Annotated in this window: 10 protein-coding genes; 6 read left to right on the top strand and 4 right to left on the bottom strand. The window is 68.1% G+C overall.

Annotated features, from left to right (window positions below; all coding sequences use genetic code 11):
- The first annotated feature begins 44 nt into the window (after positions 1-44).
- From ACM1PE_RS25890 to ACM1PE_RS25875, 4 genes are all read left to right on the top strand, one after another.
- A complete protein-coding gene (locus tag ACM1PE_RS25890; protein WP_419341412.1) occupies positions 45-935 on the top strand; it encodes a helix-turn-helix transcriptional regulator in 891 nt (296 codons plus the stop codon).
- 91 nt (positions 936-1,026) lie between these two features.
- Positions 1,027-1,920, top strand: coding sequence for a DMT family transporter (locus ACM1PE_RS25885; protein ID WP_419341411.1), 894 nt, complete (start codon positions 1,027-1,029; stop codon positions 1,918-1,920).
- Positions 1,921-1,997: 77 nt separating this feature from the next.
- Entirely contained in the window at positions 1,998-2,759 is a 762-nt protein-coding gene (locus ACM1PE_RS25880) for a PadR family transcriptional regulator (protein ID WP_419341410.1), read from the top strand.
- 22 nt (positions 2,760-2,781) lie between these two features.
- Positions 2,782-3,597 (top strand): siderophore-interacting protein, encoded by an 816-nt coding sequence (locus tag ACM1PE_RS25875; protein WP_419341409.1) that lies wholly within the window; start codon positions 2,782-2,784, stop codon positions 3,595-3,597.
- A 34-nt stretch (positions 3,598-3,631) separates the two neighbouring features.
- On the opposite strand, the gene ACM1PE_RS25870 is transcribed toward ACM1PE_RS25875, so the two are convergent.
- Positions 3,632-4,510 (bottom strand): LysR family transcriptional regulator, encoded by an 879-nt coding sequence (locus ACM1PE_RS25870; protein WP_251878849.1) that lies wholly within the window; start codon positions 4,508-4,510, stop codon positions 3,632-3,634.
- Between the two features lie 103 nt (positions 4,511-4,613).
- On the opposite strand from ACM1PE_RS25870, the gene ACM1PE_RS25865 reads away from it, so the two are divergent.
- Complete coding sequence (locus ACM1PE_RS25865) at positions 4,614-5,474, top strand: isocitrate lyase/PEP mutase family protein (protein WP_251878851.1); 861 nt, start codon at positions 4,614-4,616, stop codon at positions 5,472-5,474.
- A gap of 10 nt (positions 5,475-5,484) precedes the next feature.
- Here ACM1PE_RS25865 and ACM1PE_RS25860 read toward each other — a convergent pair whose 3' ends face one another.
- The 3 genes from ACM1PE_RS25860 to ACM1PE_RS25850 are packed head-to-tail and all read right to left on the bottom strand — an operon-like array spanning position 5,485 to position 11,764.
- Entirely contained in the window at positions 5,485-8,355 is a 2,871-nt protein-coding gene (locus ACM1PE_RS25860; protein ID WP_419341408.1) for a WG repeat-containing protein, read from the bottom strand.
- On the bottom strand, positions 8,352-11,438 hold the full coding sequence (locus ACM1PE_RS25855; RefSeq protein WP_419341407.1) for a WG repeat-containing protein: 3,087 nt from the start codon (positions 11,436-11,438) through the stop codon (positions 8,352-8,354). The genes ACM1PE_RS25860 and ACM1PE_RS25855 overlap by 4 nt, the downstream gene beginning before the upstream one ends.
- Positions 11,435-11,764 carry a hypothetical protein gene (locus ACM1PE_RS25850; RefSeq protein WP_419341405.1) on the bottom strand — a complete coding sequence of 110 codons (330 nt, stop codon included), beginning with the start codon at positions 11,762-11,764 and terminating at the stop codon, positions 11,435-11,437. The genes ACM1PE_RS25855 and ACM1PE_RS25850 overlap by 4 nt, the downstream gene beginning before the upstream one ends.
- Here ACM1PE_RS25850 and ACM1PE_RS25845 point away from each other — a divergent pair.
- On the top strand, positions 11,763-13,004 hold the full coding sequence (locus tag ACM1PE_RS25845) for an MFS transporter (protein ID WP_059373963.1): 1,242 nt from the start codon (positions 11,763-11,765) through the stop codon (positions 13,002-13,004). The genes ACM1PE_RS25850 and ACM1PE_RS25845 overlap by 2 nt on opposite strands.
- Positions 13,005-13,010: the final 6 nt, after the last annotated feature.

Raw genomic sequence — 13,010 nt, 5'->3', positions numbered from 1 at the left:
TATACAATTTAGCTGCTTATGCTATTACTGGGTGCAATAGACTCATGACCGCAACCGTAGCCCCGAAGCGCCTGGAGCGCACCCGCGCCGATCTGTCCGAGTTCCTGCGGCTGCGCCGCGAACGGCTCAGTCCCGCCGAACTGGGGCTGCCCGCCGGCGGCCGCCGGCGCACGCCGGGCTTGCGCCGCGAGGAAGTCGCCGCGCTGGCCGGCGTGGGCCTGGCCTGGTACACCTGGTTCGAACAGGGCCGCAACATCAGCGTGTCGGCGGGCTTCCTGGAAAACCTGGCGCGCGTGCTGAAGCTGGACGCGGCCGAACGCCGCCACCTCTACCTGCTGGCGCATCAGCGCCCGCCGTCGGAACCGGGCCGCACCTGGTGCACGGTGCCCGCGCAGGTACGCCGCCTGATGGACGACCTGCCCGCGCGCCCCGCCTACGTGCTCAATCTGCGTTGGGATGTGGTGGTGTGGAACGCGGCCGCGGACCGCGTGTTCAATTTTTCCGCGCAGGCGCCGGGGCGCAGGAATCTGCTGTGGATGTTGTTCGCGGGTCCGGCGATGCGCGAACTGTTCGTGGACTGGCCGGCGCAAGCGCCCGCCATGCTGTCCACGTTCCGGCGGGATTTCGCCAGCGCCGGCCAGGCGCCGGACGTCGGGGAGCTGGTGGACGAACTGGAGCGCGTGTCGCCCGACTTCAAGACCTGGTGGCGCGAACACGATGTGCACGGCTCCTGCATGGGGCTGCGCAGCCTGAGCCTGCCGGCCCTGGGCGCGCTGGCGTTCGAGCATTCCACCTTGTCGGTGGACGAAAGCCGGCACTTGCGGCTGGTGGTGTACGCGCCCGCGCCGGATGAACCGAAGGCGGCGGATTTCGAACGCTGGCTGCGAGCCGCGGCGACGCGGCGTGCCAAGGCCGCGCGTGGCACCAGCGAATAGGCGCGCCGTGGGTCTACGGCGCGGCCGCGCGCGGCTCCTATAGTCGGGTCTTCGCCGCATTCCTGCGTCCTGGCGGACGCATCCCCCGCCCATGTCCACCGCCACGCTTTCCCGCCGTCACGCCTTGCTGCTGTTGGGCGTGGTGGTGCTGGCCTGGGGCTTTACCTGGATCGTCAACAAACTGCTGTTGCAGCACATGACGCCTATCTGGGCGGCGGCCGTGCGCAGCATCGCTGGCACGGCCGCATTGCTGGCGCTGGGACTCGCGCTGCGCCGCGTGGCGCGGCCGGTCAAGGCCGACCTTCCCGTGATCTTCAGCGTGGGGCTGCTGCATATGGGCGCCTTCGCCGCGCTGGTCAGCCTGGGCATGCTGTACGTGCCGGCGGGCCGCTCGGCCGTGCTGGCCTACACCACGCCGCTGTGGGTGATCCCTGGAGCCTGGCTCTTTCTGGGTGAATCCGTGGGCCGCGCGCGGCAAGCCGGATTGGCGCTGGGCCTCTTGGGTCTGGCCGTCATCTTCAATCCGCTGACCTTCGACTGGACCAATCGCGATGCCTTGCTGGGCAATGGCCTGATCCTGCTGGCGGCGCTGTGCTGGGCGGCCAACATCGTCTACGTGCGCGCGCACCGCTGGGTCACGCCGCCGTTCGAACTCGCGCTATGGCAAGCCCTGTTGGCTTCGGTTGTGCTGTCGGCCGTGGCCTATGCCGCCGAAGGCCCGCCGCGAGTGGTGTGGAGCGCGGACCTGGCGTGGTTGCTGGGGTATGCCGGCGTGTTCGGCATCGCGGTGGCGCATTGGGCTGCCGTAAATGTAAATCGAGCATTGCCCGCGGGCGTGACTGCAATCGGACTGTTGGGCGTGCCCGTATTCGGTCTGCTATGCGCGGCCGTGTTCCTGGATGAGCCGGTCAGCGCCTCGCTGCTGGCGGGCATGGCGCTCATTGTGGGAGGGATCGCGGCTGGGGTGATCGAACGTCGCGCTTGACGGCTGGACTATCGCAGGTATATCGTAAGATATATGTCGTAAGATATAACTCGTGCGATAGACACCGGAGGTAAACCATGCGTGATGCCCAATTCCTTACCGCATTCGTGCGCCGAGCCCGCCAGAAGCCGCAGGGCCGCCACGGTCATTCCCATTCCCATCATCCCCATGCGCACCACCGCCATCACGGCGAGGGCCATGGCCACCATCAACGCCATGCCGGCGCGGGCGGCGACTGGTTCTCCGGTCCGGCCGACGAGCGCGGCGAAGGCGGCGGCTTCGGCGGCGGTTTCGGCGATGACGGCCGCGGCTGGACCCGCAGCCGCAAAGTCAGCGCCGACGACCTGCAGCTGATGCTGCTGGGCCTGCTGGAAAAGAACCCCAGCCACGGCTACGAGCTGATCAAGGCGCTGGGCGCGCTCAGCAACGGCTTCTACACGCCCAGCCCCGGCATGGTGTATCCCGCGCTGACCTATCTGGAAGAGCTGGGCTACGCCACCGTCGAGCAAGAGGGCACGAAGAAGCGCTATCACCTGGCGGAGCCGGGCCGCGCGCATCTGGACGGCAACCGCGAACGCCTGGCGCTGATGTTCAACAAGCTCAAGCACGTGGCGCGCAAGATGGACTGGATGCGCCAGGCCTGGAGCGGCCAGCCGCGCAACGTGGGCCCCGAAGGCGAAGACACCGCCACCGGCTGGCTGCCCGAATTCGTGGCCGCGCGCCAGGCGCTCAAGCGCGCGCTGCTGGACCGCACCGACGCCTCGCCGGCGGAGCAGCGGCGCATCGCGGCCATCCTGGCCCGCGCCACTGAGGACATCAATGGCCAGGCCTGTTCCTGAAGACCTTATTCCTGGAGTATCCATGACCCGCAACGACCTGAATGTCGAACGCGTCCGCCACAACCTGAAGATGCGCACGCTGACCGTGGCCAGCGTCGAACGCGTGGCCGGCCTGATGGCCCGCGTCACCTTCACCGGCGACGAGCTGCAGGACTTCGTGTCCGCCTCGTTCGACGACCACGTGAAGCTGTTCTTTCCCGCCGATCCGTCCTTGCCGCCGGCGCTGCCGGTCGTGACTCCGGACGGCATCAAGTTCCCCGAAGGCGCGCCCAAGCCCGCCGCCCGCGACTACACGCCGCGCTTTTTCGACGCGGCGCGCAAGGAACTCGTCATCGATTTCGTGCTGCACGGCGATGGCCCCGCGTCCACCTGGGCTGAACAGGCCGAACCCGGCCAGCAACTGGGCATAGGCGGGCCGCGCGGCTCCTTCGTCGTGCCGACGGGCTTCGACTGGCATGTGCTGATCGGCGATGAAACCGCCTTGCCCGCCATCGCCCGCCGCCTGGAAGAGTTGCCGGCCAGCGCGCAGGCGCTGGTGCTGATCGAAGTGCCGGATGCCTCCAATGAAATCCCGCTGGCCACCGCGGCGCAGGCTTCGGTGCGCTGGCTGCATCGCAACGGCACCGCGCCGGGCTACAGCACCCTGTTGCTGGAAGCCGCGCGCGAGCTGACGCTGCCGCCGGGTGAGGGCTATGCCTGGGTGGCCGCGGAATCAGCCGCGGCCAAGGCGGTGCGGGAAATCATGGTGGCGCAGCACGGCGTCGACAAGAGCCGCATCCGCGCCGCCAGCTACTGGAAACGCGGCGCCGTGGCCGTGCACGAATCGCACGAAGGCTGAATCGATGCGTAGGCTGGCAAGGGGATAAAGACCTTCAGCCGCCAGCCAACGCCAGCAGGTTGCGCACGCGCCCGCCCGCGCCTTGCTCGCGCACCGCCAGGCCCAGCACCGCGCGCGGCCAGTCCAGCGCGAAGGGGCGATACACCACGCCGTCGGGACGCAGATGGCGCAGCGATTCCGGCACGATGGCCACGCCCATGCCCGCCGCCACCAGGTTCACCGCTGACGACAGTTGCGGCGCGCGCTGGCCGATCTGCGGATTCAGTCCATGCTGGCGGCAGGCCGCCATGATGTCGGCGCTAAGTCCATAGCCGGATTTGCGCGAATACAGGATGAAGCGTTCCTGCTCCAGATCGGCGGGCGCCAGCCGCTTGCGCCGCGCCAATGCATGGCCCAGCGGCAGCGCCACCACCAGCGGTTCCTGCGCCAGTTGCGTGAACGCCAGGCCGCCGTCGAGCGCGAAGGGCGGCCGCACGAAGGCCGCGTCGATCGCGCCGCTGCGCAGCTGCGCCACCAGCGTTTCGCTATCGCCCTGCGACAGCGTCATTTCCACGTCCGGATAGCGCTGCCGGTACTGCCGTATCAGTTCCGTCACCACGCCGCTGAAGGACGCGGACTCCGTGAATCCCAATGTCAGTTCGCCGACTTCGCCGCGCGCGGCCCGCTGCGCCGTACGCACGGCGGCCTCGGCGCGTTGCAGGATATCCTGCGCGCAGACCAGGAAGGCGCGTCCGGCATCGTTCAGCGCGACGCCGCGGCCGGTGCGATCGAACAGCGGCGTGCCGACTTCCTGCTCCAGCTGGCGGATCTGCTGCGACAGCGGCGGCTGCGCCATGCCCAGCTGTTCCGCGGCGCGGGTGAAGTGCTGGGCTTCGGCGGTGGCGACGAAGTAACGCAGATGGCGCAGTTCCATATCTGTACTTTTAAAGTATTGATTATAAATTTTCCATATATTGGACATTCTATTGCGACGCGCCGATCATGCATACATCGACGACACCCGCAAAGGAATCCGCATGCATGCCCCCATCAAACCCAGCACCCTGTTGCGCCAGCACCTGGCCCGCGACATCGTCGTGGCGCCCGGCGCTTATGACGGCATGTCCGCGCGTCTGGTGGCCGCCGCGGGTTTTTCCGCTGTCTACGCCAGCGGCGGCGCCATCGCCCGCGCGGCAGGCTATCCGGACATCGGCCTGCTCAGCTTTACCGAGGTCATGGACCGCGTGGAAAAGATCGTGGACGCCAGCGGCTTGCCGGTGGTGGCCGATGCCGATACCGGCTTCGGCGGCTCGGCCAACGTGGAGCGCACGGTGCGCATCATGGAACGCGCCGGCGTGGCGGCCTTCCATATCGAAGACCAGTCCTTTCCCAAGCGCTGCGGCCACCTGGACGACAAGAGCCTGGTTCCCGCCGAGGAAATGTGCCGCAAGGTGCACATCGCGCGGCAGACCCTGAGCGACCCCGATGCGCTGGTGATCGCCCGCACCGACGCCATCGCCGTCGAAGGCTTCGAGGCCGCGCTGTCGCGCGCCGAACGCTACCTGAAGGCGGGCGCGGACATGATCTTCGTGGAAGCGCCCGAGACGCTGGAGCAGATCCGCGCCATCGCCGAACGCCTGCCGGGCCTAAAGCTCATCAACATGTTCTACGGCGGCAAGACGCCGCTCACACCGCTGGCCGACCTGGCGGCCATGGGCTACCGCCTGGCGATCATTCCGTCGGACCTGCAGCGCGCCGCCATCCACGCCATGCAGGCCACGCTGGCGGCGATCAAGCAGACGGGCGACAGCAGCGCGCTGGCCGATCAGCTCACCAGCTTCAAGGAGCGGGAAGAGATCGTGCAGACGCGCCGCTACCTGGCGCTGGACGCGCAGTAGGCGCGCGGCGCTAGCGGGTGCAGCGGCTGGGCAGGCTCAGCGGCCACAGCCGCTGGTTGTGCGAACCATACAGCGTGCGCATGCCGCATACCATTTCCACCCGCGCCACCTGCTTGCCGGAGGCGTCGATGATCATCGACTGCTCCACCGTGGACACCACCGCGCGGCCGTTGCTGAACGGCGCGACCGCCCGGTAATCCGCGGCGATCGCGAGCTTGCCCTGCGCGTCCACGTAACCGTAGCCGCTATCGATGCCGACCGGCGCCAGGCCCTCGCGCAGCGGGCCCAGCGCGTCGAACGCGGGACCGGCCAGGGCGCCCTTGCCGTCCAGCGCGCGCATGCCGCGGTTGGACACGCGCGTTACCGCGCGGCCTTCGGAATAGGCTGACGCAAGACCCTCGACGGAGAGCCGCTTCTTGCCGTCCAGGCCGGTGTAGTCGGTCATCTCCCGGTTGCCCGCGTAGTAATGCCGCAGCAGCATGTCGGAGCCCTGCGGCCAGCGCCATTCGCCGGCGGGCAGCGCGGTCACGGTCTTGCCTTGGTCGTCGATCAGGCGCGGACCGTCTTCGCCCGTCAGCAGGGCGCGGGCGGGCTCGCCGCGGAAGGTGCCGGCAGTGGCGGACAGCGGTGCGATCTGCCATTGGCCCTGACTGTCCAGATAGCCCTGGCGCGGCTGGCGGCGCAGCACCGTCCAGTCGCCCATGCGCACGTAGTCCGCGTCCTCCATGTCGACCGCTTCCGAGCCGTCAGGAGCAATGGTCCAGCGGTGCTTGTCGTCGCTGGCCGCAATGGCGCCGTCGCTGTCCACGCCGACCGAGAGCTTGGGCCGGAAGGCGGTCAGTGCGCGGCCTTCGGCGTTGAAGACGGCGGCGGGACGTTCGTACTCTTCCTGCTGCGGGCCGGCCTGGCGCAGCTTCCAGATCTTGGCGGCGATGCGTTCGGCGCTGTGGTGGCTGGGCGGCACGATCCACTTGCCTTGCAGGTCGATGACCCCGACGCGGTCCTGGCCCAGCGAGGCGACCGCCTGGCCGTCCAGGAAGAGGCCGATGTCCTGGAACGCGGGCGCGGCGATTTCCTTGCCGGCGACGAAGTCGTACAGGCCCCAGGGCGAGCCCTCGGCCGCGGTCTTGAGGAAGCGGACCACGCCGGGGGCGACGATCTGCGCTTCGAAGAAATCGCGGGGCAGGTCGTAGGTCTTGCCGTTGCGGTCCAGCATGCGGCTCACGCCATCGGCGTAGGCCGGCGCATAGCCATGGCGGAACGGCCCGATGTGCTGCTGCGCGGGCAGATCCATGGGCTTGCCCATGGCATCGAGCAGCAGCAGGCCCGCGGCGGTCTGGGCGGCGTAGCGCAACTGCTCCGCCTTGAGTCCTGCGGCTTCCGCATCCGCCTGCGTGTCGTAATCCTCGTCGGATCCGTCCAGCGGGATGATGCTGCGCCAGGCCGGGTCGGAGGCAATGCCGCCGTCGGCCAGCAGCAGGCCGGCGCCGTCCTCGGTGCATTGGCAGTGGTCCTGGGCCAGCAGGCCCAGCGCGCTGCCGGGTATGTCCAGCGGCAGCTCCTTGAGCGAGCGGCTCTTGGCGGCTTCCACGGTTTCGGGCTTGAGCAGCAGGCGGCCTTCATCGTTCAGCACGTTGAGCAGTTCGCCTTCCTGCTTGAACAGCCACAGCTTGCCCTGGCTGACCACCATCCTGCCGGTGTCCTTGAGCCAGGCGGGAGCCGTGTCGCCATGCAGCCAGCTGCCCATCGGCGTCAACAGGCCAACCGGCACGCGTTCCTCGTTCGAGAACAGCACGTAGCCGTTCTGGTCCTCGGCCACGAACAGGCCCGCGCCCAGCGTCAGCGGCTCCGCGCGCCCTGGAACCAGTGCCATCTGCTTGCCGCCAGACGGGTAGACGATGGCGTCGCCGTGGCGCTGCGATTCCTGGGCCTCGGCGGACGTGAGCGTGACGACGGGCTTGCCGCCGCTGTCCAGCACGACATAGGAATTGCGGCCGAACTCGGCGCTCCAGAATGCCTTGGTCACGGGCCTCAGGCTGCGGTAGCCCTGGTCCGCGCCCACGGGCTTGCCGTCGCGGTCCAGTAGCAGCGCATCGCCGTCGCCATAGGCGACGGCCATCGAGCCGTCTTCGCCCGGCACCGAGATGTCCTGATAGTTGGGCTCGATCACCCACTTCCAGTCCCGGTCCACCAGGCCGTACCGGCCTTCCTTGTTGATGGCGATATACAGGCCGTTGCCATAGGACTTGAAGATGCTGACATCGGCGTCGCTGTAGCGGCGTTCGCCGGTGCTGGAGCGGTATTCCGGCTTGTACTCCACCGTCGCCAGCGCCGGCACGCCCGCGCCCACGTGCAAGGACTGCACCCCTTCGTCCATCGGTTCGCCCACCGGCTGGCCCTTGCGGTCGATCAAGAGATAGCGGCCGTCCAGCACGGCCACGGTCAGGCCGATCTCGGCATAGTCCTGCACGGCGTCGTAGCGCGGCGGCACCGCCATCCGGCCTTTGGTGTCGATGAAGCCCCACTTGCCTTTCCATTTCACCGCGGCCAGGCCGTGACGGAAATCGCCCACCGCCTCGAAGATGGGCGAAATCGCCAGCCGGCCGTTCTGGTCCAGGAAGCCCCAGGCGTGGCGGCGCAGCGAATGATCGCGCGGCACGCGGTCGATGTTCACCAGCGCGGACGGCAGCAGCACTGCGGCGCGCTGGTCCGCCAGCGTGCGGATGCAGCCGTTGGCGTAGGGGCTGATATCGTCGTCGGCCGCGACGCTATACGGCTTCTCATCGATGCAGTACGAGTATTGCGCATGCGCCGACAGGGACGCGCCCAGCGCGGCCAGGGCGCAGGCAAGGCGGGTGGTGCGTATCGCGCGTGACTTCATGGTTGTTTCGCTTTGGCGTTGTCGGGGGCGAGTTCGAACTTGTCGGCCACGGGGCAATCCATTTTCTGCTGCGGCCAGGTGATCCTGCCCTGGTCGTCCAGGATAGTTACCGTGTCGCATACCTCGGTGAACGTGGCGATGGGCACGCCCTTGGTGTCGATGTACTGCGTGTTCCGGCCCTGATGGTTGCTGCGGACCAGCGCGCGTTCCTCGCTGAAGTTGCCGGCCCAGGTAAAGACGGGCGGAATCGCATAGCGTCCCGTCAGGTCGATGTAGCCATATAGCGTGCCGGAATACTGCAGGCGGCGCGCCACCGCCAGGCCGTTGTTCAGAGGGCCCAGCGTGTCGAAGTGCGGTCCCACGATGCGCTTGCCGCTGGCATCGATGAAGCCATGCCTGCCATTGCCCGAGCGGCTGCGATAGGGCGCCACGCCTTCGTTGGCGCTGCGGTCTTCCACGCTGTAGGTGCCGTCGATGCGCGTGATCTCGCGGCCTTGCAGGTCCGTCATGATGCTGACGGAATTTTCCGAGTCGTGGAACACGATGCGCTGCATGGTTGCCAGCGGCGAGCCGTCGCCCAGCTTGCCCAGCACGGTCTTGCCGTCCTGGTCGATCACGCGGTAGCTGGATCCGGTGTAGGCGCGCGCCAGTCCCTCGGGCTGCGCGAAGAAGGGATTGAACTCGCCATAGATGGCCGGGACCTTCATGTTGCCGCGCGCGTCGATGGCGCCCTCGCGGTCGTCATGCTCGATGTAGAGCCAGTGCTGGTACAGCTCCGTGCGCTTGGCCCGGCCGTCGGAGACGCGCGTGGCGCCGCCCTGTGCGTCGAACACCATGGTTCCTCCGCTCGCCAGCGCGCCCAGGTAGCGTCCGTCCTTCAGGCGCTCCGGCTTGCCGGTCACGGGCTCGCTGGACTTGCCGGTACGCAGGTTCACCAAGCGGTAGGTGGTATCGAAAGAGCTGCGGGCGCGCTGTCCGGAAGCGTTGTCCTCGACCAGCATGAGGCCGTTGCCCAGATACTCGAGCTTGTACGAGCTCTCCTGCGTGGCGGGCACCACCCATTTTCCCTCGCGGTTCATGACGCCCCAGCGATCCTGCTGCTGGACCTTGGCCCAGTCGTCTTCGAACTTCTCCATGCTTTCGTACACGGGCTTGACGGCGGGCGCGCCCTTGGCGACGTTCCAGATGCCCCAGCGGTTCTCGCGGTTTTCGTCCGGCGCGCGGTACTGGATCAGTTCGCCGTCGAAGTACCTGGCGCCGTCCAGCACCTCGGCCGGGACCGCGACGGCCTTGCCGCGGGCGTCGATCAGCTGGTCGCCGTCGCTGCGGCTGCGTCCCGAGGCCGCCTGCGCGTAGCCGCCGCGGAACGGACGGATGACGCTGTAGCGGGGCGGCACCGACCAGTTGCCGTCGGCATCGATAGCGCCATATTTGCCGTTGGCGGCGCGCACGGGCAAGGGCATGGACACGTCGTAGCTGGACATGTCCTCCCAGTCCGGGTTGGTCACGATCTTGCCCTTGGCCGTCAGGATGCCGAGAGGCTGCGTATAGTCCAGCGGCCGCAGCAGGGCCAGCGGCAGGCTGTCCGCGCTGGCCCGGCCGTGGGCGGACTCGCGGGCGGAAAAAGGCCTGATGTCGTAATCCTGCAGGCGAGCGAGGGTGTCTGCGTCCAGCAGCGGCTTGCCTTCGCGCGTATAGATCTGCAGCAGGCCGCCGCCGGTGTCGGGAGCGGCATCCGCGCTCGTCGCTTGCATGGCGGCTGCGGAGGCGTCCACTGCAGCGGCTGCTACGTCCATTGCGGCAGGCGTGGCGACGTCGACGGCCACGGTCTCGGCTTCCGAGGCGGCGGCTGCTGCGGCGACCGCTTCCTGCGCGGCAACTGCGGCGTCGGCCGAGGCCTCCACCGCCTCGCCGGGGCCATCATCAGCGACCGCGGCGGCGCCGGCTGCTGCGGCATCGGCTGCCGCGGCAGCATCGACCGCCATATCCTCGGCGCGCGGAGGCAGGGATGCCGTCACCCAGGCCTGCCCGTTGCTTAGCTGCACGCGGCCATTGCGCGCGTCTATCTTGCGGAAGTTGCCGGCGGGGTCGATCAGCAGTACGGCGTCGTCATCGATCATGACGCGCCAGCCCTCGCGTTCATCCAGGCCGATGTAATTGCCCTTGAATGCATGCTGGACGCCGAGCTTGCCGTTCAACAGCAGCGCTTTGCCCGCGCCTTTCTGCTTGACCAGCCACAGCCCCGGCCCCGCCAGCTGCACGTGCTCGTAGCGCTGCTTGTGGATGGTCTTGCCGCGCGGATCGACGAACGTCCAGCCCGCGTCGCGGCTCACCGCCAGCACGTCGCCGTCGCGCAGCGCGGGTTCGCGGGCGCGCAACACGTCCGGTGCGATCGCCCAGCGGGCCTGCTCGTCCAGCAGGCCCCACCAGCCGCTGTAGCGCGAATCGCGCAACTGGGCAGGCAGGTAGCCGCCGCTGGGCGCAGCCAGCGCCATGACGCCGGCGGGCAGCGCCGTCGCCTTGCCGGTTGCAGTGTTGAACAGGCGCGGCGGCATGGGCATCTCCATCGATGCCAGCTTCTGCCCCCGTTGGAAGCCCCAGGAACGCGTGCCCAGCTCGAAGGTCTTGACGATGTTGCCCTTGCGGTCGATCAGCACGTCGTGCCCGTCTTCCTCGGCCAGCGCGGTACCCTCGGCGTTAAAGCCCGTCGCCTCGGAAAAGCGCGGCTTGATCGCCCATTGCCCTTGCGTATCGATATAGCCCCATAGCCCATCCTGGTTCACGGCGGCCAGGCCGTTCTGAAAGGACTTGGCCTCCCGGAAGGACGGCGCGATGGCCATGCGGCCTCGCTTGTCGAGATAGCCCCAGCGTCCGGCGTCGTCATCGGCCGACCCGGTCAGCACCGCGGCCAGGCCTTCATGGAAGGCCTGCTGGCATTCCAGGTTGGCGCCGTTGTATTCGTTGTAGCCAGGGGCGCACTGGTCGATCCAGTTGGACCTGGCTTGCGCCGCGCCAGGGACGGCGGGCAGGGCGGCCAGCGCCACGGCCAGCGCCAGCGGTTTGAGGGCGAGCGGGGTCTTCATCGTGCAGCGGCGCGGGGTGCAACCGCGCAAGCGTAAAGGCCGGGCTGGGCGTGCCACATGGTCGTATGCCTGCCAAGAATGATGGGAAAGGCAGCACTGTAACCAGCGTCAGCCTGCAATTGCACGGCAAATGTAACTGTAGAAAACAAACCGTTAACAACACCGCTGCCGCTGCCCGGAAAGCGCGGTTTCAGCACTGCGATGGCATTCCCGCCATGCATGCAGCGGACAAAAAATAATCGGTTGATGCGTGCGCCCGGCGGCCCTGTAATGGACGCCGGTGCCTGCTTGCACGCAGGCGACGTTCCACTGCCGAGGTTCGCCATGCCCGTCCTGCGCAAGTCTTCACTGGATGCTTCTCAGCTGTTGCTGCTGGTCCTGGCAGGCGGCGTCATCATGGGCCTGGCGCTGGGCGTGCGCCACGTGCAGGGCCTGTTCCTGCTGCCCGTCACGATGGACCGGGGCTGGAGCCGCGAGACCTTCGCCATGGCGTTGGCGGTGCAGAACCTGACCTGGGGCGTGGCCCAGCCCTTTACCGGCATGATTGCCGACCGCTACGGCTCGGCCAAGGTGATCGCGGGCGGGCTGGTGTTCTATGCGCTGGGGCTGGTGGGCATGGCGCATGCCGCTACGCCCGCAGGGTTTCTGTGGACTGCAGGAGTATGCATAGGCATCGCGCTGTCCGGCACCGCGTTCGCCGCGATCTACGGCGCGCTCAGCCGGCTGGTGGCGCCCGAACGCCGCAGCTGGGCGCTGGGCGTGGCGGGCGCCGTGGGCGGCCTGGGCCAGTTCACCATGGTGCCGGCCGCGCAATGGCTGATCAGCGGCTGGGGCTGGGTCGCGGCCTTGCTGTCGTTCGCGCTGGCGCTGGCCGTGCTGCTGCCCTTGGCTTGGCCGTTGCGGGAGTCTCCCGGCCGGGAGCAGGGCGCGTCCGCGGGCGAGGCGGGGCTGTCCATGTCCGCAGCCATACGCGAAGCCTTTGCCCAACCTGGCTTCTGGTTGCTGAACCTGGGTTTCCTGGCCTGCGGCTTCCAGCTGGCCTTCATCGGCACGCACCTGCCCGCCTACTTGATGGACAAGGGCCTGCGCGCGTCCGACGCGGTGGCGGCGCTGGCCATCATCGCGCTGACCAACGTCATGGGCACTTATGTCTGCGGCGTCCTGGGCGGACGCCACCGCCGCAAGTACCTGCTGGCCGGCATCTACCTGCTGCGCACGGCCGCCATCGCACTGTTCGTGCTGCTGCCGCTGTCGTCATGGACCGTATACGTGTTCGCGGCGGTCATGGGCTTTGTCTGGCTGGGCACGGTGCCGCTGACCAATGGCCTGATCTCGCAGGTGTTTGGCGTGCGCTACATCACGACCCTGTTCGGCTTCGTGTTCTTCGGCCACCAGCTCGGCTCCTTCCTGGGCGTGTGGCTGGGCGGCGTGGTGTTCGAGGCCACCGGGTCCTATGACCTGATCTGGCTGGGTGCGATGGCGCTGGGCGTGTTGTCGGCGGCGCTGCACTGGCCGATAGACGACCGCGAGATTTCCCGCGTGCGCGCCGCGGGCGCGGCCGGATAGCGGGCA

This window comes from Achromobacter sp. PD1, assembly GCF_048541815.1.
Taxonomy (GTDB): Bacteria; Pseudomonadota; Gammaproteobacteria; order Burkholderiales; family Burkholderiaceae_B; genus Achromobacter; species Achromobacter bronchisepticus_A.
Note: the sequence above shows the minus strand (reverse complement) of the source record. Positions and strands in the feature narration are given on the sequence as shown.